The organism is Kitasatospora aureofaciens, from assembly GCF_019192735.1.
Lineage (GTDB): Bacteria > Actinomycetota > Actinomycetes > Streptomycetales > Streptomycetaceae > Kitasatospora > Kitasatospora aureofaciens_A.
Map to the genome: position 1 here is coordinate 54,325 of NZ_JAHTKP010000038.1, position 23,886 is coordinate 78,210.

The 23,886-nt window shown below is 73.6% G+C and carries 24 protein-coding genes; 8 read left to right on the forward strand and 16 right to left on the reverse strand.

What is annotated here, in order from left to right; translation table 11 throughout:
- The first annotated feature begins 57 nt into the window (after positions 1-57).
- Positions 58-678, forward strand: a complete 621-nt coding sequence (locus tag KV557_RS28730) for a TetR/AcrR family transcriptional regulator (RefSeq protein ID WP_218204433.1) — start codon at positions 58-60, stop codon at positions 676-678.
- Between the two features lie 148 nt (positions 679-826).
- On the forward strand, positions 827-3,292 hold the full coding sequence (locus KV557_RS44190; protein ID WP_218204434.1) for a SpoIIE family protein phosphatase: 2,466 nt from the start codon (positions 827-829) through the stop codon (positions 3,290-3,292).
- A gap of 13 nt (positions 3,293-3,305) precedes the next feature.
- Here KV557_RS44190 and KV557_RS28740 read toward each other — a convergent pair whose 3' ends face one another.
- The 9 genes from KV557_RS28740 to KV557_RS28775 form a co-directional block, all read right to left on the reverse strand.
- Positions 3,306-4,571: an amidohydrolase family protein gene (locus KV557_RS28740; RefSeq protein WP_218204435.1), complete on the reverse strand. Its 1,266-nt coding sequence runs from the start codon at positions 4,569-4,571 to the stop codon at positions 3,306-3,308.
- Complete coding sequence (locus tag KV557_RS28745) at positions 4,571-5,098, reverse strand: nuclear transport factor 2 family protein (RefSeq protein ID WP_218204436.1); 528 nt, start codon at positions 5,096-5,098, stop codon at positions 4,571-4,573. The genes KV557_RS28740 and KV557_RS28745 overlap by 1 nt, the downstream gene beginning before the upstream one ends.
- Positions 5,099-5,279: 181 nt before the next feature.
- The gene (locus KV557_RS28750; protein WP_308130124.1) at positions 5,280-5,957 is read right to left on the reverse strand and encodes an O-methyltransferase; all 678 of its coding nucleotides are present in this window, start codon (positions 5,955-5,957) and stop codon (positions 5,280-5,282) included.
- Positions 5,954-6,883, reverse strand: a complete 930-nt coding sequence (locus KV557_RS43120) for a TauD/TfdA family dioxygenase (RefSeq protein WP_256178082.1) — start codon at positions 6,881-6,883, stop codon at positions 5,954-5,956. Before KV557_RS43120 ends, KV557_RS28750 begins: the two co-directional genes overlap by 4 nt.
- A 99-nt stretch (positions 6,884-6,982) precedes the next feature.
- Positions 6,983-8,539, reverse strand: coding sequence for an AMP-binding protein (locus tag KV557_RS43125; RefSeq protein WP_256178083.1), 1,557 nt, complete (start codon positions 8,537-8,539; stop codon positions 6,983-6,985).
- On the reverse strand, positions 8,526-9,197 hold the full coding sequence (locus KV557_RS28760; protein ID WP_256178084.1) for a thermostable hemolysin: 672 nt from the start codon (positions 9,195-9,197) through the stop codon (positions 8,526-8,528). Before KV557_RS28760 ends, KV557_RS43125 begins: the two co-directional genes overlap by 14 nt.
- A gap of 12 nt (positions 9,198-9,209) precedes the next feature.
- On the reverse strand, positions 9,210-10,211 hold the full coding sequence (locus KV557_RS28765; protein WP_218204437.1) for a methyltransferase: 1,002 nt from the start codon (positions 10,209-10,211) through the stop codon (positions 9,210-9,212).
- A gap of 139 nt (positions 10,212-10,350) precedes the next feature.
- Positions 10,351-11,766, reverse strand: a complete 1,416-nt coding sequence (locus KV557_RS28770) for an amidase (protein ID WP_218204438.1) — start codon at positions 11,764-11,766, stop codon at positions 10,351-10,353.
- A gap of 55 nt (positions 11,767-11,821) precedes the next feature.
- Positions 11,822-12,427, reverse strand: a complete 606-nt coding sequence (locus KV557_RS28775; RefSeq protein WP_218204439.1) for a flavodoxin family protein — start codon at positions 12,425-12,427, stop codon at positions 11,822-11,824.
- A 216-nt stretch (positions 12,428-12,643) separates the two neighbouring features.
- On the opposite strand from KV557_RS28775, the gene KV557_RS28780 reads away from it, so the two are divergent.
- Positions 12,644-13,153 carry a MarR family winged helix-turn-helix transcriptional regulator gene (locus KV557_RS28780; protein ID WP_218204440.1) on the forward strand — a complete coding sequence of 170 codons (510 nt, stop codon included), beginning with the start codon at positions 12,644-12,646 and terminating at the stop codon, positions 13,151-13,153.
- 54 nt (positions 13,154-13,207) lie between these two features.
- Here the strand turns inward: KV557_RS28780 and KV557_RS28785 are convergent, their stop codons facing one another.
- From KV557_RS28785 to KV557_RS28815, 7 genes are all read right to left on the reverse strand, one after another.
- Positions 13,208-14,797 carry an MFS transporter gene (locus KV557_RS28785; protein WP_218204441.1) on the reverse strand — a complete coding sequence of 530 codons (1,590 nt, stop codon included), beginning with the start codon at positions 14,795-14,797 and terminating at the stop codon, positions 13,208-13,210.
- Between the two features lie 73 nt (positions 14,798-14,870).
- Complete coding sequence (locus tag KV557_RS28790) at positions 14,871-15,479, reverse strand: TetR/AcrR family transcriptional regulator (RefSeq protein ID WP_256178086.1); 609 nt, start codon at positions 15,477-15,479, stop codon at positions 14,871-14,873.
- 144 nt (positions 15,480-15,623) lie between these two features.
- A complete protein-coding gene (locus KV557_RS28795) occupies positions 15,624-16,016 on the reverse strand; it encodes a cell division protein SepF (protein ID WP_218204443.1) in 393 nt (130 codons plus the stop codon).
- A gap of 271 nt (positions 16,017-16,287) precedes the next feature.
- Positions 16,288-16,803 (reverse strand): DinB family protein, encoded by a 516-nt coding sequence (locus tag KV557_RS28800; RefSeq protein ID WP_308130125.1) that lies wholly within the window; start codon positions 16,801-16,803, stop codon positions 16,288-16,290.
- Positions 16,804-16,849: 46 nt separating this feature from the next.
- A complete protein-coding gene (locus KV557_RS43130) occupies positions 16,850-17,545 on the reverse strand; it encodes a TVP38/TMEM64 family protein (protein ID WP_218204445.1) in 696 nt (231 codons plus the stop codon).
- 69 nt (positions 17,546-17,614) lie between these two features.
- Entirely contained in the window at positions 17,615-18,154 is a 540-nt protein-coding gene (locus KV557_RS28810) for an RICIN domain-containing protein (protein ID WP_218204446.1), read from the reverse strand.
- Positions 18,155-18,347: 193 nt separating this feature from the next.
- On the reverse strand, positions 18,348-19,580 hold the full coding sequence (locus KV557_RS28815) for an MFS transporter (RefSeq protein ID WP_218204447.1): 1,233 nt from the start codon (positions 19,578-19,580) through the stop codon (positions 18,348-18,350).
- A gap of 104 nt (positions 19,581-19,684) precedes the next feature.
- Between KV557_RS28815 and KV557_RS28820 the strand changes: the two genes are divergently transcribed.
- The 5 genes from KV557_RS28820 to KV557_RS28840 all read left to right on the forward strand — a co-directional run bounded on the left by KV557_RS28820 (position 19,685) and on the right by KV557_RS28840 (position 23,763).
- Complete coding sequence (locus KV557_RS28820; RefSeq protein ID WP_218204448.1) at positions 19,685-20,878, forward strand: ROK family transcriptional regulator; 1,194 nt, start codon at positions 19,685-19,687, stop codon at positions 20,876-20,878.
- A 114-nt stretch (positions 20,879-20,992) separates the two neighbouring features.
- Positions 20,993-21,409 carry a TOBE domain-containing protein gene (locus KV557_RS28825; protein WP_218204449.1) on the forward strand — a complete coding sequence of 139 codons (417 nt, stop codon included), beginning with the start codon at positions 20,993-20,995 and terminating at the stop codon, positions 21,407-21,409.
- Positions 21,410-21,464: 55 nt separating this feature from the next.
- Positions 21,465-21,908 carry a hypothetical protein gene (locus tag KV557_RS28830; RefSeq protein ID WP_218204450.1) on the forward strand — a complete coding sequence of 148 codons (444 nt, stop codon included), beginning with the start codon at positions 21,465-21,467 and terminating at the stop codon, positions 21,906-21,908.
- Positions 21,905-22,666: a glycerophosphodiester phosphodiesterase gene (locus tag KV557_RS28835; RefSeq protein WP_218204451.1), complete on the forward strand. Its 762-nt coding sequence runs from the start codon at positions 21,905-21,907 to the stop codon at positions 22,664-22,666. Before KV557_RS28830 ends, KV557_RS28835 begins: the two co-directional genes overlap by 4 nt.
- On the forward strand, positions 22,663-23,763 hold the full coding sequence (locus KV557_RS28840) for a winged helix DNA-binding domain-containing protein (RefSeq protein WP_308130126.1): 1,101 nt from the start codon (positions 22,663-22,665) through the stop codon (positions 23,761-23,763). Before KV557_RS28835 ends, KV557_RS28840 begins: the two co-directional genes overlap by 4 nt.
- The last annotated feature ends 123 nt before the right edge of the window (positions 23,764-23,886 follow it).

Sequence of the window (23,886 nt, forward strand, 5' to 3'; positions counted from 1 at the left end):
CCCGTCTGTGAGGATCGACCCGCCGCGCCCCCACCGGAACAGGAACCACCAGCAGCGATGACCCGCCACCCCGCCGCCCGCACCCCGCAGCAGGACCGCAGCCGCGCCACCCGGGCCCGGCTGCTCGCGGCGGCCGTGGACTGCCTGGCCGAACGCGGCTGGAACGGCTCCACCGTCGCCGTGGTCGCCGAACGCGCCGGGGTGTCCCGCGGCGCCGCCCAGCACCACTTCCCGACCCGCGAGGACCTGTTCACCGCGGCCGTCGAGCGCGTCACCGCCGAGCGGCTGGCCGCCGTCCGCGCCCACGCGGACGAGCTGCCGGCCGCCGGCCCGGACCGCACCCGGGCCGTCGTCGACATGATCGTCCGCCTCTACACCGGCCCGCTGTTCCGCGCCGCCCTCCACCTGTGGACGGCCGCCGCCACCGAGGAGCCGCTGCGCGAGCGGATCATCGCCCTGGAGGGCCACGTCGGCCGCGAGGCCCACCGGGCCGCCGTCGAGTTCCTGGACGCCGACCAGACCCGCCCCGGCGTGCGCGAATCGGTGCAGGCCACCCTGGACCTCGCCCGCGGGCTGGGACTGGCCAACCTGCTCACCGACGACAGCGCCCGACGATCCGGAGTGATCCGGCAGTGGGCGGGCCTTCTGGAGAGTACGCTGCGCCCGGTACGCCCATGACGCCCGTGCACCCGGAGCGCCCGGACGGCCCCCGATCACAGGGTCGCCGGGCGGCCGATGTCCGTGCAGTCTGGAGAAGAAACCCGGCCGGCACGGACCGCGAGGCCCACCCGGCCGGGCACGAGTCGAACCGGGGTGCTGCCTGATCATGCACGGAAACGAGTGGGACGCGACCGACGCCGCCGGCCCCGCACCTGGCGGCACCCCCGCACGTCCCGAGGGCCACCGGCTGGTCCCGCTCGCCACGGCCCTGCTCCAGGGCGACGGCCTGATCCTGCACTGGAGCGAGGACGCCGAGGCCCTGCTCGGCTACACCGCCGAGGAGGCAGTCGGCAGCTACGCCGCCCGGCTGCTCACCGACGACACCGACCGCGCCGAGGTGCTCGCGATCTTCCAGCGGATCATGGACGGGTCCGGCACCTCCTTCGTCTTTCCGGTCCGTCACCGCGACGGCCACAAGGTCGACCTGGAGTTCCGCACCTACCCGATCGCCGGCCCGGCCGGCACCCTCCTGCTGCTCGCGACCGCCTCCGACACCCGCGCCCTCCACGAGGTCGAGGCCGACCTGGCCGTCCTCGACGGCATCTTCGGCCGCTCCCCGATCGGCATGGCCGTGTACGACACCCAGCTGCGCTTCGTCCGGATCAACGAGGCACTCGCCCGGATGAACGGCGTCCCGGTCGCCGCGCACCTCGGCCGCCGGATATCGGCCGTGCTGCCCGGCATCAACACCGCCGAGATCGAGCAGATCATGAGACAGGTGCTCAGGACCGGCAAGCCCGTGGTGGACGGCCGCTCGCACGGCCGGGTCCCCGGCGACCCCCGGCGCGACCGGACCTGGTCCGCCTCCTACTTCCGGCTGGAGGACTCCACCGGCCGGGTCTTCGGCGTCGCCTCCTCGATCATCGACGTCACCGAGCGCTCCCAGGCCGAGGCCCGCGCCGCCCGCGCGCAGGAACGTCTCGCCACCATCGCCGAGGCCACCGCCAGGATCGGCACCACCCTCGACCTCCAGCGCACCGCCGAGGAGCTGATCGAGGCCGTCGTCCCCCGGTTCGCCGACTTCGCCACCGTCGACCTGCTGGAGCCGGTGCTGCGCGGCGCCGAGCCCACCACGATCCCGCTCGACCGCCCGATAACGCTGCGCGCCGTCGCCGTCGGCGAGTCCTACGAGTCCGGCCTCGCGCACGCCGTCGACACCGTCGGCGAGACCTCCGAGTACGCCCCCGACCGCAGCTACACCCAGTGCCTTCGCAGCGGCCGCCCGCTGGTGCGCGCTCACGTGGACACCGAGGTGCTGCGCGGCCTGGTCGCCAGCGAGGACCGGGTTGGCCCCGGCATGGCGGCGGGCATCCACTCGTACCTGATGGTGCCGATCTCGGCCCGCGGCATGGTCCTCGGCGGCTCCGAGTTCATCCGCATGCGCAACCCCGAGCCGTTCACCGACGCCGACGTCGCCCTCGCCGAGGAGCTCGTCGCCCGCACCGCGCTGGCGCTCGACAACGCCCGGCTCTACCGGCGCGAGCGCGAGACGGCGCTCACCCTCCAGCGCAGCCTGCTGCCGCAGGAGATCCACCGCACGCTCGGCCTGGAGATCGCCTACCGCTACCTGCCCAGCAGCGTGGTCAGCGAGGTCGGCGGCGACTGGTTCGACGTCGTGCCGCTGTCCTGCGGCCGGGTCGCCCTGGTGGTCGGCGACGTGATGGGCCACGGCATCCGGGCCGCCGCCACGATGGGCCAGCTGCGCACCGTCGCCCGCACCCTGGCCACCCTCGACATGCCGCCCGAGCAGGTCCTCACCCGGCTGGACGAGACCGCCTCCGGCATCGGCGAGGGCCAGTTCGCCACCTGCATCTGCGCCGTCTACGACCCGCTGGAGCACACCGTCCAGCTCGCCTCGGCCGGCCACCTGCCGCCGGTCTGGGTCGGCACCGACGGCCTCGCCCGCAGGATCGAGGTGCCGCCCGGCGTGCCGCTCGGCGTCGGCGGGGTGGCCTTCGAGTCGACCGAGTTCGCCCTCCCCGAGGGCGGCATGGTCGCCCTCTACACCGACGGCCTGGTCGAGCGGCGCGGCCAGGACATCGACGACGGCATCGACGTGCTCGCCCGCACCATCGCCGGGCCCGGCCGCACGCTGGAGGAGAGCTGCGACGCCGTCCTCGCCGCCCTCGTCACCGACGGCACCGACGACGACATCGCGATGATCATGGCCCGGGTGCTCCCGCTGCCCGCCGACCGGGTCGCCACGCTCCCGCTCACCGGCGGCGGCCGGCTGCCCGGCAAGGCCCGCCGCTTCACCCGCGCGACGCTGGAGCGCTGGGGCCTGACCGCGCTCGCCGACTACGCCGAACTGCTGGTCAGCGAGCTGGTCACGAACGCCCTCCTGCACGCCGAGGCCCCGCGGCGGCTGCGGCTGTTCCGCGACCGCGTGCTCACCGTCGAGGTCTCCGACGCGGGCGGCCAGACGCCGCAGCTGCGCCCGTTCGCCGAGCAGGACGAGGGCGGGCGCGGCATGTTCCTGGTCAGCGAGCTGGCCCAGCGCTGGGGCAGCCGGCTGACCAGGGACGGCAAGGTGGTCTGGGCCGAACTGGAACTGCCGTTCGGGACGGCCTGACGGCGGAACAGCGTCAGCGGCGGCCTTTCAGACACTCCCGGCGCAGCCGGTCGCGGACCGCGTCGGCCTGCTCCAGGACGGACGCCAGGGAGCCGTGGGTCAGCCGGCCCGCCCGCTTGCGGAAGGTGCCCGCCACCAGGACCGAGTCGACGTCCCCGCGGTCCATCGCGGAGACGACCGTGCGCGCCGCGTCGTACACCGGCACGACGCCGGGCCGGTCGGCGCGCAGGACGACCAGGTCCGCCGACTTTCCGGGGGTGACGCTTCCGATGTAGCCGTCCAGGCCCAGCGCCCTGGCCCCGCCGATCGTCGCGTACTCCAGGATCTGCCGGCAGGTGGGCAGGTCCCGCTCGGAGCCCCCCTGGTGCAGGGCGGCGTAGCGGGCGGTCTGGAAGGCCGCCCGCATCTGGGTGAACATGTCGGCCGCGGCGGCGACCTCCACATCGGTGCTGAGCGAGGTCTTCACCCCGGCCGCCCGGGCCTCGCGGAACGGCGGCAGGCCGTGGCCCATCGTCATCTCGATGGCGGGCGCGACGGACAGGGCGCCGCCGCTGCGGGCGATGAGGTCGAGGTCGTAGCCGCCGAGCCCGTTCCCGTGGATGTAGACGGTGCCGTGGTGCAGGCCGGTGAGGCGGTGCAGGCGGTCGACGGTGCCGTAGCCGCGGGCGTGCAGGGCGATCGGGAGGTCGAGGTCGGCGGCGAGCGCCCAGTCGCGGCGGGTGCTGTGGTCGCCCGAGGGCTCGGCGTTCAGGCCGAGCGTCACGAGCGAGCCGTCGCCGCCGAACTGGCCGCGCAGGCGCCGCAGGTCGGCCTCGGTGCCCCGTCCGTAGGAGTGCCGGGCCCTGATCCCGGCGTCGACGAGCCCGGCGACCACGGCGTCGGAGTGGTCCTGGGTGGGCTTGCCGACGTTGGAGATGTCCTGGACGGTGGTGATGCCCGCGTCCAGGGCGCTCAGGGCGCTCAGCAGGTTGCCGAGGTACAGGTCGTGCGGGGTCAGCAGCGGGCCCAGGGTGCCGAGGACGACCGTGAAGTACTCGCCGAGGGTCTGGTCGGCACCGTGGCCGCGCAGGACCGCCTGCCACATGTGGCGGTGGGTGTCGATGAATCCCGGCAGCACGATGCACCCGGCGGCGTCGACGACCTCGGCGTCGCCGGCGACGAGGGACGGGCCCACTGCCGCGATCCGCCCGTCCTCGACCAGGATGTCGGCGCACGGCAGGTCCCCCAGGAGCGGGTCCATGGTGAGGACGTGGCCGTCGCGCAGGAGCAGACGGTTCATCAGCGTCCCCAGCCGGCGGGCGGGTCGATCTTCCCGCTCTGGAGGTTCCAGTACTCGACGTTGCGCGAGCAGAGCCCGGGCGCCTCGAAGTGCAGGACGTTGGTCTCGATCAGCGTGATCCACTGCCGGGTCCCGCCGTCGCCCGGCACCTGGAGCTGCACCCACAGCTCGACGACCGCCCGGTTGCCCTGGACGAGGGGCCGGCCGTAGCGGGCGGACAGGTCCGACTGGGCGGCGGTGACGCTCCGCCAGTAGTCGCCGATCGCGGCGCGGCCCTGGAAGGTCTGCTGCGCGACCCCGGGGACGGCCTGGTAGACGGCGTCGGGGGTGAAGAGCGCCATGGCGGCGTCGGCGTCCTTGTTCTGCCAGGCCGTCAGGTAGGCCGTGATCCAGCGGGCCACGTCCTCGTCCCGCAGGGCGAACGGTTCGGCTGCTGCCGGTGCGGCAGCGTGCGCGGCCACGGCGACGGGCACCGCCGTAGCCAGTCCGGCGCGCAGCAGCGTACGGCGGTCGGGGAGCGGGGACATGGGCTGGTTCCTCCTGTGCTGTGTTTCCCATGGCGGGTTCCATGGTGGTGCGGGACCGGCCGGCAGACGCGTCTCGGGGGTTGGACGCCTGCCGGCCGGCGTTCGTGCGGTCGGCCGTGCCGACGGGTGGGGCGCTCCGAACAGGCGCTCCGATCGGGACGCTCCGGTGAGGGCGCTGCGGTCAGGGCGCCAGGCGCACCGACACCTCGATGCCCTCGCCCAGGGCGAGTTCCTGCGAGACGTAGCCGGGCCCGCGGACGTGGGCCAGGAACTCCGTCGGCAGCATCGGCAGGTTGTCGGAGACGACCAGCGCGCCGTCCCGCAGGTGGGGCTCCAGCTGCTGGAGGACGGGCAGGTAGAGCTCCTTCCAGCCGTCCAGCAGCAGCAGGTCGATCGGGCCCGGCAGGTCGTTCAGCTCGGTGCGCGCGTCGCCGACGCGGATCTCGGCGACGTGGTCCAGCCCGGCCTCGGCCAGGTGGCCGAGGGCCCGGCGCGCCTTGCCGGGCTGGAACTCGGAGCCGATCACCCGGCCGGTGCCGTTGTCGCGCAGCCCGGCCGCGAGGTAGAGCGTGGAGATGCCGAAGGAGGTGCCGAACTCCACCACCAGGGACGGGCGCAGGGCCCGGACCATCTGGTAGAGGTAGGTGCCGACCTGGGGGTCGACGGGTAGCGAGGCCTCTTCGCACAGCTCCGCCGCCTGCTCGGGGGAGGGCGGTTCGGCCCAGTCGGCCACGGCGGCGAACGCCCGCTTCATGACGTCCGGATCGCGCTCCCCGGCCTGATCGGTCAGCCGGTCGACCACCTGCTGGACCCGGGGGTCGGGGAGGGTCGTGCCGGGCGCGGGAGCGATGGCGTTCACCGCGCGGGTCCGGCGGGCAGCAGGGCCTCGGCGAGGTAGCTCTGGGCGTTGTAGATGGTGCGGTCGGTGTCGAGGATCGCCCGGCGGCCGTGCATGACCCGGGTGTTGTCGATCAGCGCGACGTCACCGTCCTCCCACGCGAGGTCCTCGGTGATCTTCTCGGTGAGCGTGCGCATCTCGTCGAGCAGGGCCGTCGGCAGCTCCTCGCCGTCCTGGGCGAAGGTGATCCGGGGGGCCTCGTAGTTGTACGAGGGGCCGAAGATGCTGTTCGCCCAGGAGAGCCGCTCGCCGAACAGGGTGGTGCGGGCGGCCGGGGTGCGGAACGCGTAGGCCATCGAGCCGTCCGGGTTCAGGGTGATCGTGGTGGAGTCCTCCTTGCCGGCCACCAGCGCGCGCATGTCGTCGAAGGTGATGTCCTTCGGCTCCTTGCGGCCGGCGAGGTGGTGGAAGACGAAGGCCTTCCACTTGTCCTCCTCGACCCGGCGGCTGTAAACGATGTCCTGGCCGAACTGCTCGCGTGCCTCCGGGCTCGCCGCGTCCCAGACCCGGTAGCCGTCGCAGACGGTGGTCTGCGAGCCCTGGGCGGCGGCCTTCTCGCAGAAGAACCAGGTGAGGTCGGGGCCGAACGGGCTGTTGCCGTTCTCCAGGTGGAGGCCGACCGCCGCGGTGCCGGCGTCCACCTTCTGGGCCACCTCGCCGCCGTGGAAGGAGCGCGCCGGGTCCAGGGTGATCCGGCTGGAGTGCGCCTTGACGAACTGCGAGAACTGCGGGAGGTCGGGCGAGAAGCCGCGGAAGAGCAGGAAGCCCGCGCCGGCCAGGAGCCCGATCACCTGCGCCGGGTCGAGCCCGGCCAGCGTGTGCTCGTCCCCGGGCGTGATCAGGAGGCCGTCGCCGGAGCCGTACGGAGTCGTCGTGAAAGGTGCCATGGTGTTCCCCGTCAGTCGTTGCCGAGTCAGGTCGTGCCGAGTCAGGTCGTGCCGAATCAGGTGGTGCCGTCAGGTCGTGCCGGATCAGCTGGTACCGAGTCAGTTGCTGCCGATGCTTCCGTCGGCGATGGCTTGGAGCACGGCCGCGCGCACCGGGCGGCCGGTCACGGTGAAGAACCGCCGGTAGACCTCCTCCGAGGAGACCAGGACGACCGGGTCCGCGACGCGTTCCACCTCGGACAGGTGCTCGCGCCCGTACGCGGTGATCTCCGCCAGGGCCGCCTCCGGGTCGGTGCCGGGCCGCACCAGGAACAGCCCCCGGAGCGCGACCAGTCCGTCCCCGACGACGGCGACCGCGTTGACGAAGGGCAGCTGGGCGTACTGGGCCTCGACCCACTCCGGGGCGACGTTGCGGCCCGTGCCGGTGATGATGACGTTCTTCTTGCGGCCGGTGATGTGGATGTACCCGTCCTCGTCGATCCGGGCGAGGTCGCCGGTGAGCAGCCAGCCGTCCGCGTCCAGCGCCAGGCTGGAGGGGTCGTTGCGGGTGTAACCCGCGAACAGGGACGTGCTGTTGACCAGCAGCTCGCCGTCGTCGGCGATGCGCACGCGGACGTGCGGCAGCGGCCGGCCGACGGTGCCGATGCGGCGGGCGCCGGGCGTGTTCCAGCTGACGACCGAGCTGTTCTCGGACAGCCCGTAGCCCTCGTGGACCGGCAGGCCGAGCGCCTCCAGCCGCCGGAGCACGTTCGGGTGCACGGGGGCGCCGCCGCAGCAGATCAGCGGGGCCGCCTCGGTGCCGAAGACCTCCCGGGCGGCCGTCCCCTCGTCGGCCGCCTCGGCCGCCGCCGCGAACTCGTCGACCAGCGCCGGCGTGGCCACCAGCGCGGTCGGCCGGGCGGCGCGGACGAACGGCATGACCGCGGCCACCGCCTTCGCGTCCGTGCCCACCAGCGGCATGGCAGCCGGGAGTTGGACCAGCGTGCCCTCGTGCAGCAGCACCATGTACAGGCCGGTGACCTGCTCGATCAGCAGGCTGAACGGCACCACCGAGAGGTAGCGGGCGAAGGCGCGCTCGGGCATCACCGAAAGCAGCGACTCCAGCAGGGAGTTGACCGCGTGGGCCCGGATCCGCACGCCCTTGGGCCGGGAGGTCGTCCCGGACGTGTGGATGACCTTGCACTCCCAGTCGTCGGCGGCCGCGCCGATCCGCAGGGGGCCGGCGTCCGTCCCGGCGAGGCGGTCGAAGGACACGGCCACCGTGCGGCAGTGCCCGGGCAGGACGTTGGCGCGCCCCCACTCGGCCAGCCGCCGCTCGCCCAGCTCGTCGACGAGGCAGACGTCGACGTCCTCCAGCAGCCCGGCCGCCTGCTCGGCCGAGAACGCCAGCGGGACCGGCACCTCGACGATGCGGGCCGCCAGCAGGGCCAGGTCGGCGACCACGAACTCGGGGGTGTTGCCGCACAGGACACCGACCTTGCGCGGCCGGCCGCCGTCGCCCATCTGCTCGACGAGCTGCTCGACGAGGGCCTGCGCCGCCCTGGTGACGTCCCGGTAGGACAGCACCCGGGCCGCCGCGGTGGTCTCGTCGAGGACCTCCACCAGGGGCCGGTCCGTCTCCCCGAGACGCCGCAGGACGTCCTCAAGGACCTGCATGATTCGCCACCTTCCGGTCGGAGTTGAGGGTGAACGCCACCCCGGTCATCGCGTAGCGCCCGGTGGCCTCCGTGAAGAGGCGCTCCAGGGCGTTGAGCGGGATCACCCCGACCTCGGGCTCCTGCTCGTAGTAGCTGCCCCAGCGCTCGACCTCCTCCGCGGAGCCGAGCCTGTCCGGGTCGGCCGGCCCGAGCGGGACGAACCCGATCCCGGTCTGCTCCAGACGTTTGATCAGCGGTTTGGTCGCGGTGCACAGGATGAGCCGCATCCCCAGGCACCAGGCGATGATCGGGGTGGCCCGGATGACCTCAAGGCCGACGGCGCGCTCGCGGGTCGCGAGCGACCCGACCTCCACCACGCTGCTGCGGTCGACCGCCACCCCGACGGCCCGCTCGATGTGCTCTTCGAGGCTCCCGGCCAGGTACCGCTCCGAGAAGAGCGGTTCGTCGGCACCGAAGGTCAGACCGGCGCAGGCCACCACCTCCGGCCCGGAGCCGTCGTCGGTCTGCGCGACGATGAAGGACTCGGGCGACGGCCGGACCTGGGCCCCGTACTGCTTCGCGTAGACCTCGGTCGCCAGGTCCACGGCGTCGTGCCAGAGCGTGCTCGTTCTCCCCGCTGTGCCGATCTGCATGACGCGTTCGTCCCCCTGGGTCATCCGGGCGCCGTACTACTTGGTACCGATGACGAGCGACACGGACGACGGCAGCTTGATGGTCTCCACGGACGCCAGGCCGGCGCCGTCGAGCCAGGAGGTGATCTCCGGCAGGCTGTAGGTGCGGTCGCCCGAGCAGGCGTACATCGCCAGGCTGAACGCGGTGTTGTGGGCGTCGAGTTCGGCGCCGCGGACGTCCTCCAGGATGACGATCCGGCCGCCGGGGCGCAGCGCCTTGGCGGCCCGGGCGATCAGGTCGCGGTTGGTGGCGTCGGGGTGGTTGTGGACGATCTCGAACAGCAGGATCAGGTCGTAGCCCTCGCCGAGGTCGTCGGTGAGGAAGCTGCCGCGGCGCAGCTCGATCCGGTCGGTGAGGCCCTCGGCCTCGATGGCGGCCGGGGTGCCGGCCAGCGCCTCGGGCAGGTCGAGGATGGTGGCGGTCAGCTCGGGGTAGCGGTGGCAGAAGGCCGAGGAGTGCAGGCCGTGCGAGCCGCCGAGGTCGAGCAGTCGCTCGGCGCCCTCGGGCACCGGGACGGCGTCCACGATCGACGGGACGGTCAGGCGCGACTTGACCTTCATGTACTGCGAGAAGTCGCGGCCGGCCTCGGGCTTGTCGGCCCAGCGCTCCCACAGGGACTGGGCCGGCTTGCCGTCGCGCACGGCCTGGGGCAGGTCCCACAGGACGTTGATGAGCTCGTAGGCCCACAGCAGCGCCGGGGTGAAGTCGAACTCGCTGCCGGAGTCGAGCCAGCGCTTCGCGAGCGGGCCGTTGGCGTAGACGCCGTCCGTGTGCTCCAGCCAGCCGAGCACCGCCACGACGTCGGCGACGGCCTGGGTGCCCGCCTCGCTCGCGCCGATCGCGGTGGCCAGGTCGGCGAGGCTCTTCGGCCCCTCCTCCAGCACCCGGAAGATGCCGAGCTTGGCCGCGCTGGTCAGCGCCGCGTACTTGATCGAGCCGCCGATGACGTCGTCGATCGGGTTGCCTTCGAGGTTCGCGTCGGTCGTGGTGTTGAACATGGTGCACCCCTTGTTGTGTGCCGTGCGTGGAAGAGGAACGCAGGAAGAGGAACGGTGGAAGAGGAACGCTGAAGGAGGAAGCGAACGGGCAGGCGCGGCCGGGCCGTTGACGACTGCGCCAACGGCCGGACGGGCGCCGTCAGGCCCAGGGCCGGGCGGCTTCGAGCTGAGCCGCGAGCGAGAGGAGCGTCCGCTCCTCGCCGAAGCGCCCGGTGAACTGCACGCCGACGGGGATCCCGTCGGCGGTCGTGTGCAGCGGGACGGACATGGCGGGCTGGCCGCTCAGATTGGCGAGCGGCGTCTCGTAGGCGAAGGCCATGGCCCGGTCCAGCTGCTGCTGGGTGCTGCCGAGGTGGAACGTGCCGAGCACAGGTGCCGGCTCGGCGGTCACCGCGGAGAGCAGGACGTCGTGGCGGTCGTGGAAGGCCGCCAGACTCCGCGCGGCGCGCTGCAGGCGCGTGATGGTGAGCAGGTACTCGGCGGCGCTGATCACTTGGCCCTGCTCGTACAGCCACCAGGTGAGCGGCTCCAGGAGCCCGGGGTCGGGTTTGCGGCCCGCGACGAAGGCCTGGGCGGTGACGGCCGAGGACACGCCGGCGGCCCAGACGGTGAGGAACTCGGCGGCCACGTCGGCGATGCCGATCGCGGGCGCGTCCTCGACCACCTCGTGGCCGAGTTCGGCGCACAGCCGCGCCGCCTCGGTGACGGCCCGGACGCACTCGGGCGCGAGGTCGGTCATCCCGGTGCGGGTGGTGAACGCGATCCGGAGCGGGCGCTCGGCGGGCGCGAGGACCGCGTCCAGGAACGTCCCGTCGACCGGCGGGGCCCAGTACGGGTCGCCGGTGGCCGGCCCGGCGACGAGGTCGAGCGCGGCGGCGCTGTCGCGCACGCTGCGGCTGACGACGTGTTCGGCGGCCAGGCCGTTCATCAGGTCGCCGACGTCGGGGCCGAGCGGGGTGCGGGCCCGCGTGGGCTTGAGCCCGAAGACGCCGCAGCAGGAGGCGGGGATGCGGATGGAGCCCCCGGCGTCGTTCGCGTGCGCCAGGGGCACGAGGCCCGCGGCGACCGCCGCCGCCGCGCCCCCGCTGGAGCCACCGGCGCTGCGGTCCAGGGCCCGCGGGTTGCGGGTGGGGCCGTAGTGCGCGGGCTCGGTGGTCGGCAGGACGCCGAACTCGGCCGTGGCGGTCTTCCCGAGGATCCGCAGCCCGCCGGCCCGGAACCGCCGGGCGAGGGTGGAGTCGTGCTGGGGCACGTTCCCGGCGAGCAGCGCCGAACCCGCGGTGGCCTCCAGCCCCGCGCAGCCCGGTCCGAGGTCCTTGAGCAGGAACGGAACGGCGGTCAGGGGCGAGCCGTTCCCCTCGGTCCGGGCGGCGGCGGCCTCGGCCTCGTCGATCGCCCGCTCGAAGCAGGTGATCGGCACGGCGTTGATCTCGGGCTGGGCGGCCTCGATCCGGGCGATGGCGGCCTCGACCAGCTCGCGCGGTGTCAGCTGTCCGGTGCGCACCAGGTCGGCCTGGGCGTGGCCGTCGAGGTGTCGCAGGTCGCGAATGTCCATTGCGTGAATGTCCATTGTTCTGGGCCCTCCCCCGTGCCCAGGTCCAGCCGGATCGTCAGACGGTGGCGGCGTCGCGCTTCGCGGCCCGGCCGAGGGCGTGCACGTGGGCCGTCTCGGCGACCCGGCGGCCGAGCACCTCGGCGGTGCGCAGGTCGCCGTCGCCGGGCGCGTCCTCGGGGGAGGCGTCGACGTTGGACTGGGCCATCGCGCCCAGCCAGCCGCCGAGGCGGTTGACGTCCTCGGGGGTGCCGGTCGAGGAGTTCCAGCCGGCGAACTCGGCGAGGCCGACCCAGAGCATGCCGTGCTGGGCGGCGAACAGGGCCATGTTGACCAGGGTGTGCAGCTTGTCGCCGGACATGCTGCCGCTGTTGGTGAAGCCGGCGGCGATCTTGTCCTTCCACTGCTGCTGCTGCCACACGGTGGTGGTCGCCTCGACGAAGGTGCGGAACGCCGCGCTGCTGCCGCCCATGTAGGTCGGCGAGCCGAAGACGATGGCGTCGGCCTCGGCCAGGGTGGCCCACAGCTCGTCGTTGAGTTCCGCGACGGAGACGAGGGAGACCTCGGTGTCGGCGACCTTGCCCGCGCCGGCGGCCACCGCCTCGGCCTGCTTGGCGGTGTGGCCGTAGCCGCTGTGGTAGGCGACGGCGATACGAACCTGCATGAATCCTCCCGGGGAACTGTCTCGCTTTAAAGCTTTAGCGAAAGGTTTCTGGCGAGGAAGATGCTAGGTGAGCCCGGGTGCGCGTTGCAAGAGGTAACAAGAGGTAACAGGTGGGAACCGAGTCGAGCACAAACCGGACGCCGGGCGGCCGGATCCGCCGTCGGCGCGGTGCTCAGGCACTACCCTGAAGCTAGCAACCAGGAAAGGTATCGGCCAGTGAAACATGATCACGTTGACGAGATCATCACGGCCTGGCGCAAGGAACTTCCGGAGATCGCCGGACTGCCGCTGGAGCTGAGCAAGCGGACGGCGCTGCTCACCGCGGCCTTCGACGTCCTCACCCAGGAAGAGCTGGAACGCCTGGGCCTCACCCAGGCCGACTACGGCGTCCTCGCGACCCTCAGGCGCATCGGGGACCCGTACCGGCTCACGCCGACCGACCTGTCCCAGTCCCTGCTGCTCTCCTCGGGCGGCACCAGTAACGTCGTGAAACGCCTGGTCGAGGCCGGCTACCTGGCGCGCGAGGCGGACCCGAAGGACGGGCGGAGCAGCTTCGTGAAGCTGACCCCGGAGGGCATCCGCATCGCCGAGGAGGCCGTCACCAAGGTCACCGCGGCGCACGCGCGACTGGTCGCGCGGATCCCGGACCAGACCGCGCGCCTGATCAGCGAACTGCTGCGCACCGCGCTGGCCGCGGTGGAGGAAGGCGTCCTGATCCGGGACTGACGGACGGCGCCGGCCCCGGCGACGCGGGGCGTCGGCGGGGCCGGGTTCGACGGGTTACGCGTCCACCTTCTGTACGTCCACCTTCTCGGGGGCCGGCTGCTGCACGGGGGTGGTGGCGACCGGGGCGGACAGGCCCCGGAGCAGGCGCCAGGCCATCGCCGCGGCGCCGATCAGCAGCACGGCGGCCAGCACCCCGGCCACGTTCATGCCGTGGACGAAGGACTCCTTCGCGCTCGCCAGCAGCGGCTCGGCGAGCGACTGCGACAGCCCGTGCGCCGTCTCGACGGCGCCGCCCAGCGACTCGCCCGCCCGGGCGGCCGCCGCCGGGGCCGTCCCGGCCGGGACGGCGAGCCCGCTCGCGTACAGCGAACCGACCACCGAGCCGACCAGCGCGATGCCGAGCGCCGTGCCCAGCTCGTACGCCGTCTCCGACACGGCGGAGGCGGCACCGGCATTCTCGGCGGGCGCGGCGCTCAGCACCAGGTCGGCGGCGAGCGTGTAGACCACGCCCTCGGCCGTCCCGACCAGCAGGAACGAGGCGGCCAGCAGCAGGTAGGTGGTGTCCTGCTGGAGCCAGCCGAGCACGCCGACGCCGAGACCCATCGCCAGCAGACAGAACGTCAGCGCCGCCCGGGCGCCGGAGCGCCGGACCAGCCGGGCGGTGAGCAGGCCGCCCACCACCGCGCCGACGAAGGCCGGCAGCTCGGCCAGGCCCGCCCTGAGCGGCTCGTAGCCGCGCACGAGCTGGAGGTACTGCGAGGTCACGAAGACCACGCCGGACAGGCCGACCAGCGCGATCAGCGAGGCCAGCACGGCGGCCGTGAACCGGCGGTCGCCGAACAGCCGGACGTCCAGTAGCGGGGTGTCCAGCCGCAGCTGGCGGCGGACGAAGACGGTCAGCGCCGCCGCGCCCACGAGGGCCGCGAGCGGCACGTCCCAGCGCGCCACGCCGTGCGCGGCGGCCTCCTTGATCGCGTAGACCACGCCGATCACCCCGGCCATCGACAGCGCGACGCTCAGCACGTCCCAGCGGCCCGGCTCAGGGTCCCTCGACTCGGGCAGCAGCCAGGCGCCGAAGACCAGCAGCAGGAGCAGCACCGGGATGTTCAGCAGGAACACCGAACCCCACCAGAAGTGCTCCAGCAGCACCCCTCCGACCACGGGACCGAGCGCGGCGCCCGCGGTCGCCGCGGCGCCCCAGATGCCGATCGCGGTGGCCCGCTCCCGGTCGTCCGGGAAGAGGCTGCGGATCAGCGACAGGGTGGACGGCATGATCGTCGCGCCGGCGACGCCGAGCAGCGCGCGGGCCACGATCAGCCAGCCGGGCCCGGGCGCGTAGGCGGCGAGCAGCGAGGCGGCGCCGAACGCGGAGGAGCCGATCAGCAGCAGCTTCTTGCGGCCGATCCGGTCGCTCAGCGAGCCCATGCTGACCAGCAGGCCCGCCAGTACGAAGGAGTAGGCGTCGCCGATCCAGAGCAACTGGGTGCCGCTGGGGCGCAGGGTCTCGCTGATGGACGGGATGGCGAGGGAGAGGACGGTCGCGTCGACGGCGACCAGGGTGATGGCCAGGACGAGGACGGCGAGGCCGGTCCAGCGCCGGCTCTGGTTGGTCGGGCTCTGGTTGGTCAGGACGGTACTGCTCATGCGTCCACCTCGCTTCGCTCGGCGGGCGCTTCGCACAATGCGCACCTATCGATGATTCGTTCGCTTCGCTCACTCATGGGGTATCGGTTTCCGTTGTGCGGGCCGAACGTGCTGTGGATTGGGGGGGATTGGGGGCCGCATGGCGCCGCAGGGCGCCGCCGAGGAACAGCTCGGTGATCGAGAACGCGGCGTCGCGCGGGGCCAGCCGGCCGTCCTGGATCGCCCAGCCGACGCCGGCGATCAGGTCGAAGAAGGCCTCGCTCAGCCAGGCGGCGCTCAGCTCGATGCGGAACACGCCCTGCTGCTGGCCGCGCAGGAACAGCGCGTGCAGCCGGTCGATCTGGACGTCCCAGAGGGCGTTGACGTGGTCGTCGTCGTAGAGCTGGTTCTCGCCGGCCAGGAAGGCGCAGAGCGCGGCGTCCGGCACGGCGGCGTCCACCAGGCGGCGCAGGGCCGCCTCGGCGTCCCCGTCCTCGACGACGGCGGTGTCCAGCGCGGCGGCGAACCGCTGCAGGCCGAGCAGGCCGACCTCGCGGATCAGGGCCTCGCGGCCGGGGAACAGCCGGTGCAGCGTGGCGCGGCTGATCCCGGCGGCGCGCGCGATCTCGTCCAGGTGGGCGGTCGGGCGGCGGGAGAGCACGCCGACGGCGGCTTCGAGGACGGTGTCGCGATCAGTGGCCATGCGGCAAGTGTAGCTCGGATGAGACATGAATGTCTCAAAGTGGGAATCGCCGACTCAGGTGAGCCTCGGAGTCTCGGCCGCGAGGCAGCAAAAAACCGGGGACGGCGGTTGCCGTCCCCGGTCGGGGCCCTGATCCTGGCCGGCTCAGCTCTGGTTGTAGAACCCGGTGTCGTCGAGCGGGCGGTCGATCACCATGACCTCGACGTCGGCCGGGGTCAGCAGGAACACCCGGCGGGCGATCCGCTCGATGCCACCCTGGGTGCCGAAGATCAGCCCCGAGGCGAAGTCGACCATCCGCTTGGCCTCGGCCTCCTCCATCTCGGTGAGGTCCATGACCACCGGGGTGCTCGCCCGGATGTGCTCGCCGACCGTGCGGGCCGCTTCGAAGCCGGTCGGCCGCAGGGAGACGATCTTCGCGGGCGCCGGGGCGGACGGCACCGTCTCCTGTTCGACCCACTCGTCGTCGTACATCGCGGCGGGGTAGTTCCCCGAGGGCATCAGCCACCCGTTGTGGTGCTCGTCGCGAAGTGCTCCCATGCCGCGCCTCCCTGCCTCGTCCCGGCCGCGTCCCCCCGGGTGCGCGTGCCCTTTTTGACACGTCATCCACTCGTCGGAACTGTCCGAGTATCGCACTGTTCACCGGTCCCGTGCCCGCTCGCGACCCCCGTACGAGTCGTGCCGCGCCGGAAACCCGGGCGGACCCGGGCAACATCAGCGACGCGGGGGGCTGGCGTACGGTTGCGCGCGTAGACCATATCGGTCGCGGTCACCGTGTAATTGACCTTCTGTCAACAATGCGGAGACGATTTCACTCGCCGGTGGCGCCGTCCACCAGCTCGCGCAGAAAATCCGCGTGACCGTTGTGCCGGGCGTACTCCTCGATCATGTGGACGAGGATCCAGCGGAGCGTCACTTCCTGTCCCCGGCGCGGCCGCTTGCCGACCGTGTCCAGCGGCAGACCGGCGCTCGCGCGGCGGGCCGCCTCGATCTCGGCGTGCCAGATGGCGAAGTCGGCCGCGACGTCGGCGGTGTCGAGGTTGTCGAAGTCGCCGTCCGGGTCCTCCTTGGTCCAGTAGTGGCCGGTGGTGATCTCCTCGCCGAGCAGGACGCCCTGGAACCAGTGCCGCTCCACCTCGGCCATGTGCCGGACGAGGCCGAGCAGCGAGAGCGTGGACGGCGGGACGGAGCGCAGCCGTAGCTGGTCGTCGGTGAGGCCCTCGCACTTGAGGGCGAGGGTGCTGCGGTGGTAATCGAGCCAGGCGGTCAGCATGGCGGTCTCGTCGGCAGCCATGGGCGGGTCGACCCGCGGGGTGACAGTCGTCATGGCCGTCATCCTGGCCCCGGCGGTGCGGGGTGCGCGAGCGAATTGCTCAGGCGGCGGCCCGGCGGCGGGCGGACGCCGCCCGCCAGAGCGAGACCAGGGTCACCAGGCCGAGCACCCCGATCGCCCCCGCCGAGAGCAGGAACGCCGCCGAGCCCGGCTTGCTCGCGCTGGCCGCCGCCGTCACGTACACGGCGGTCGTCGGCACCACGCCGACGGCGGTGGCCAGCAGGAACGGCAGGAAGCGGGTGCCGGAGAACGCCGCGCCGTAGTTGCCCGCCTGGAACGGCAGCCCGGGCAGCAGGCGCAGCAGCAGCACGCTGCGGAACCCCTGCTCGGTGAACCGCCGGTCCAGCGCGGTCAGCATCCGCCCGCGCAGGTACGGGCGCAGCGCGTCGCGCCCCAGCGCCCGGCCCAGCCCGAACGCCGCCGCGGCGCCCAGCGTGGTGCCGAGCACCGCCATCAGGACGCCCTGCTGGATCCCGAGCAGCAGCCCGGCGGCAGCGTTCAGTGCCGGCCGGGGCATGAAGGCGAGCGTCCCGAGCGCGTACACCGCGACGAAGGTCGGCGCCAGCCAGTACCCCGGCACCCCGGCCGGCAGCCCGCCGGACAGCAGCGCCGTCGGGCTCCACAGCAGCAGCGACCCGCCGGCCGCCCCGAGGATCACCACGAACAGCGCGAACCGCCACCACGGCGAACGCGTGGCGGGCTCGGACGGCGCGGGGACGGCTTCAGGTGCGGGCACCGCCCGAGCCTAACCGGCCCCGGATTCGCGCCGAGCAGCGTGGGTCGGCTGTTACGGGTCCAGCGCGGGCTAGCTGTACGGGTCCTTCTCCGGGTTGTAGTGCCAGAACTGGTTGTTGCCCGCGTGGAAGTCCCACTGGATGACGGGGGTGCCGTCGGCGATCACGCCGCCGGCGACGTCCAGGACGAGGTGGCTGTAGCCGTTGATGATGCGGCGCGGGGTGCCGGGGCGGCTGACCGGCGGGTCGGTCCAGGCCTGGTTGGCACCGCCGTTGCAGGTCCACTGGCTCGCCTGGGTGCCCGGGGTGGTGCTGTAGGCGGCGATCTCCAGGCACTTGCCGCTGTGCAGGTTGATCCAGCCGTTGGCGGTCTGGGTCCACTTCTGGTTGTCGCCGCCGGTACAGGTCCAGATCCGGACCGGGGCGCCGTCGTCGGTGCGCCAGTCGGCGACCTCCAGGCACAGGTCGGACGGCCCGGCGTACATGCCGGTGCGGATCTCGGCCGGCCCGAAGTCGGCGGCGGTGGCGGCCTGGGCCGGGGCGGCGAGGACCGGTCCGGCGGTGAGTGCGAGGACGGCGGTGGCGGCGGAGAGCCGGGTGCGACGGGTCATCAGGTCGACCTCCGTGGCGTGGGGTTCGGTGCGGCCGGGCGAGGACGCCGGGCGGACGTTGCCGGGCGTCCCGGGCCGCACGGAGTGTTCGACTGTGCCCCGTTCGAAAAGGTTGTGCGGGCCGAAGAAGTTGTGCGGGGCCCGGGGATGTGTGGCGGACTCGCGTGGGCAGTCGGCCGCGGTGGGGGCAGCGTCAGAGTGCGGACAGATTGTTCTCGGGGGCTCTGCCCGGTGGCATTGCCTTGTTCGCGGCGGAATTCTGCTCCGCCCGGCGCAGCGCCCCGGCGCTGAGCATCAGCGCGAGGGCGAGCGCGGTGACCAGGCCGAAGGAGACGGTCAGCGAGGTGGCCTGGGCCAGCGTGCCGATGACCGCCGGGGCGATCAGGCCCGAGGTGTAGGTGACGGTGGCGACGCCCGCGATGGCCTGGCTCGGGTTGCTGCCGATCCGCCCGGCCGCCGCGAACGCCAGCGGGACGATGACCGCGATGCCGACGCCGATCAGCGCGAAGCCCGGGATCGCCAGGGCCGGGCTGTCCGCGGCCACCACCAGCACGCCGCCGGCGGTGGCGACCGCGCCGCCGAGGCGGGTCGCCCGGACGGCGCCGAGCCGGCGGATCGCCGCGTCCCCGGCGAGCCGGCTGACGGCCATGGTGAGCGAGAACGCGGTGTACGAGGCGGCGGCGACGGTGGCCGAGGCGCCGGTGATGTCCCGCAGGTAGACGCCGCTCCAGTCCATCGAGGCGCCCTCGGCGAACACCGCGCAGAAGCCGACCAGCCCGATCACCAGCGAGCTGCGCGGCGGCAGCGCGAACCGCGGCGGCGCCTCCGCCTCCTCGGGCGCCCGTAGGTCGGGCAGGCCCCGGCAGACGGGCTGCGCCAGGGCGAGCAGCACCAGCGCGGTGACGGCGAGCTGGAGCCGGGCGTCGAGGTCGAGGTGGGCGGCGAGGATGCCGAAGCCGGAGGCGAGCAGGCCGCCCGCGCTCCACATGCCGTGCAGCCCCGACATGATCGAGCGGCCGAGCCGCTCCTCGATCTCCACACCCTGCGCGTTCATCGCCACGTCCGCCATGCCGGCCGTCGCGCCGTAGGCGAGCAGCGCCACGCAGAGGGCGGGCAGCGACGGCGCAAGTGCGGGCAGGGCCAGCGCCAGGCACCAGAGCGAGATGAGCCCGCGCACCGCGGCCCGCCCGCCGTAGCGGTGGACGAACCGGCCGGCCAGCGGCATCGCGAGGGAGGAGCCGACCGCCGGCATCACCAGGGCGAGCCCGAGCTGCCCGGGGGAGAGGTCGAGGCGGTCCTGGATCCACGGGATCCGGGTGACGAAACTGCCGCTGACGGCGCCGTGCACGCCGAAGACGAGGGCGATGCTCGCCCTGGCCCGGCGCGGCGCGGTCAGCGGGTCGAGCTGTCCTGCGGTCGTGATCATGCGGTGTTCCCTCCCGGTCGCACGCGGCGGATCGGCCGTCGGATGCTTCGATAAAATTATCAGGAAGGGACCCTGATAGAAACACTCTGGAAGGATGAGCGTCCATGACCACCGCGCGTACGGCCACGCCGAGCACCGCCCGGGCGATCAACGACCGGCTGGCGCTCAACCTCCTGCTCGAACAGGGACCCCTGACCGCCACCGAGTTGCGCGACCTGACCGGCCTCTCCCGGCCGACCGTCGCCGACCTGCTCGACCGGCTCCAGCGCACCGGCCTGGTCGCCGTCGTCGGCGAACGCGGCGAACAGCGGCGCGGCCCCAACGCCCGGCTCTACGCGCTGGTCGCCAACCGCGCCCACCTCGCCGCCTTCGACGTCCGCTCCGGCGGCGTCAGCCTCGTCGTCGCCGACCTGGCCGGCCGCACCCTGGCCGCCGCCGACGTCCCGGTCGGGGGCGGCGGCAGCCCCGACACCGCCGGGCGGATCGTCCGCACCCTGCTCGACACCGCGCGGGGCGCCGGCGTCGAACGGCTGCACACCGTCGCCGTCGGTGCCCCCGGCCTGGTCGACCCGGCCACCGGGCGCCTCCACAGCACCGGGGCGCTGCCCGCCTGGCACGCCGAACTGCTCACCGCCCTGCGGGAGTTGCCCGGCACCGAGGTGATCCTGGAGAACGAGGTCAACCTGGCCGGGCGGGCCGAGTACCGGATCGGTGCGGCCCGGGACCGCGACACCTTCGTGCTGATGTGGCTCGGCCACAGCGTCGGCGCCGCCGTCATCCTGGACGGGCGGCTGCGCCGCGGCTTCTCCGGCGGCACCGGCGAGATCTGCTTCCTGCCCGTCCCCGGCACCGTCGGACTGCCCAGCGCCGCCAGCTGCGAGGGCGGCTTCCACGGACTGGTCGGCAGCGCCGCGATCTGCGACCTCGCCCGCGCCCACCGGCTGCCCGCCGACCCCTCCGGGGACGCGGCCGCCGCCGAGGCCGCCGTCCGGGCCGCCCTCGACGCGCTCGCGGACGGCGGGCCCGGCGGGCCGTTCCTGGACGCGCTGGCCGAGCGGATCGCCGTCGGCGCGGCCGGCGTCTGCGTCGTCCTCGACCCGGGCTGCGTCGTCCTCGGCGGCGAGATCGGCCGGGCCGGCGGCGCCGAGCTGGCCGGCCGGGTCGAGCGCCGGCTCGCGGAGCTGTCCCCGCTGCGTACCGAGGTCCGGGCCGGTACGGCGGGCGGCGGCGCGGTGCTCGCCGGCGCCGTGCTCACCGCCGGGGACGCCGTCCGGCGGGACCTGTTCGGGGAGCCGTAGCACCTGTGCCGCTTCGCGGCCCGGGCCCCCGGTACGGCAGGATGGCGGCGGCGCGCCCCCGCGGGGTGCCCCCCCATAGCCCGAACTACCCCGAACCAGCGTCAGGAGTCGCACATGGGCCAGCCCGACGTGCCGGTCAACCCGTACCGCATCGGCGAGGCCGCGGCGCTGCTCGGCGTCAGCGCCGACACCATGCGGCGCTGGGTGGACGCCGGGCGGGTCGCCGCCGCGCGGGACGAGCACGGGTACCGGATCATCCCCGGCGCCGAACTCGCCGCCTTCGCCCGCGAGCTGGCCCGGCCGGAGAACGCCGAGGCCGAGGGCCGCCCGTCCTCGGCCCGCAACCGCTTCCCCGGGATCGTCACCGACGTGGTGCTCGGTGACGTGGCCGCGCAGGTGGAGATGCAGGCCGGGCCGTTCCGGGTGGTGGCGCTGATCAGCCGGGAGTCGGCGGAGGAGCTGAACCTGGTGCCCGGCGCGCCCGCCACGGCCGTCATCAAGTCGACCAATGTGATGATCGAACGCCGCTGAGTCCGGCCTGCTCTCCCTGCCTGTCCGTCCGCCGAACCGAGAGGCCCCGCCCGGGATGTCCCACCCGCACCTGCCGACCACCCAGAGCGCCGTGCTCGCGATCGAGGCCGTGGCCGCCCGGCACGGCCGGGAGGTCCGCGCCGAGCACGACATCGGCCGCGACCGGACCTTCGCCGGTCTCGTCGACGACGGCCGGGGCGGCGAGTTCGACGCCATTCCGCACGAGGCACTGCTGGAGTTCGGCGGCCGCCCCGCGACCACTGTCCGCCTCTTCACCCATGACGAGGTCGTGGTGACCGTCGAGGGCATCGCCTTCGACGTCCAGCGCGACAGCGTCCCCGCCTTCCTCAACTCGGTCTGGAGCGGCCTGGTGCACGTCAAGGCGCGGACCTTCCCGCCGTCCACCACCATGATCGTCACGGTGCCCGGGGAGCCCACCTACCGCGAGCGCGTCGGCGTCCGCGACCTCACCCCGTGGATCGCGGGGCTGATCCGATGACCCCCGCCGGCCGCACGACCCCCGCCGACCGCACCCCCGCCGGCCGCACGACCCCGGCCGACCGCCGCCCGGTGCTCGCCGTCGCCCACCGCGGCGACCCGTACCGCCATCGCGAGAACACCCTGCCCTCCGTCGAGTCCGCGCTCGCCCGGGGCGCCGACGCCGTCGAGGTGGACGTCCAGCTCACCCGCGACAAGGTGCCCGTCCTGCTCCACGACACCACCCTGGAGCGCCTCTGGGGCGACCCGCGGGCGATCGGCCGGGTCACCGTCGCGCAGCTCGACGAACTGCACGAGGGCGCGCTCGCCGTCCCCACGCTCGCGGAGGCGATCAAGACCGTCGCCGCCGCTGACGGCCCCCGGCTGCTCATCGACCTCGACGAGCCCGGGCCGGCCGCCGCCACCTGGTCCGTCGTCACCGGCCTCGGCGCCGAACGGCTGGTGGCCTTCTGCGGCCCCGCCACCGCCATGCTCGCCGTCCGCGCGCTCACCCCCGACGCCGAGATCGCGCTCACCTGGAAGCAGCCCCGGCTGCCCGTCCGCGCCCTGCTCGACGACCTGCGCCCGCGCTACATCAACCCGCCGTTCGGCCTGGTCACCCCCGAGTTCACCGCCGCCGCCCGGGACGCGGGGCTGGCCGTCTCAACCTGGACCGCCGACCTGCGCCGCACCATGCGCCGGCTGCGCGACGCCGGGGTCGACTCCATCACCACCAACCGGATCGACGTGCTGCGCTCGGTGCTGGACGGCCGCCGGTGAGCGAGCCCCGCGTGCTGAGCACGCGGGCCCTCGGCCGCGCGCTGCTCGCCCGTCAGCACCTGCTCATCCGATCCGGCCTGGAACCCGCCGCGATGGTCCGCCACCTCGGCGGGCTCCAGGCCCAGGCCGTGCCACAGCCGCCCTACCTCGGCCTGCTCGCCCGGATCGACGGCTTCGCGCACGAGCAGCTGACCGCGCTGATCGAGGACCGCGCGGTGGTCCGGATCGGGCTCCACCGCGGCACCATCCACCTCGTCACCGCCGACGACTGCCTGACGCTGCGCCCGCTCCTCCAGCCGGTGCTCGACCAGGGCTTCCGGGGCAACTACGGCAAGCGGCTGGTCGGGCTGGACCTCACCGCGCTCGCCGACGAGTCCCGGGCCCTGGTCGAGGAGGAGCCGCGCACCTTCCAGGAGCTCGGCCCGCTGCTCGCCGCCACCCGCCCGGACCGCGACCCGGCCGCGCTCGCCCAGGCCGCGCGCTGCCTGCTGCCGCTGGTGCAGGTGCCGCCGCGCGGGATCTGGGGCCGGAGCGGAGCCGCCACCCACACCACCGCCGAGGCCTGGCTCGGCCGGCCGCTCGACCCGGCGCCCTCGCTGGACGACCTGGCCCTGCGCTACCTCGCCGCCTTCGGCCCCGCCACCGCCGCCGACCTGCAGAAGTGGTGCGGCCTCCGCGGGCTCGGGCCGGTGCTCAAACGGCTCGCGCCGCAGCTGCTCACCGTCCGCGACGAGCAGGGCCGGCTGCTCTACGACCTGCCCGACGCACCCCGCCCGGACCCGGACACCCCGGCACCCGTCCGGCTGCTCGCGCCCTTCGACAACCTGCTGCTCTCGCACGCGGACCGCACCCGGGTGCTGCCCGAGGAGTACCGGAGCCGGGTCATGACGCAGAACGGGATCGTGCTCGGCACGCTGCTGGTGGACGGGCTGGTCGCCGGGACGTGGCAGCTGACGGGGGAACGGGAAGTGGTGCTCCGCCCGTTCGTGCCGCTGCGGCGGGCGGACCGGCAGGGGGCGGAGGCCGAGGCGGAGCGGGTGCTGGCCTTCGCGGGCGCGGGCGGCGGCGGGTCGGTGCGTTTCGAGGTGGCGGACTAGGGCGCGTATTCGGTCGTGATCAGTGGGTCCGGGTGAGGTCCTTGATCCAGATCATCGCGCCACGGAGGTGGAGGCCGGCGAGGTAGCTTTCCGGGGTCTTGTCATACCGGGTGGCGATGCCTC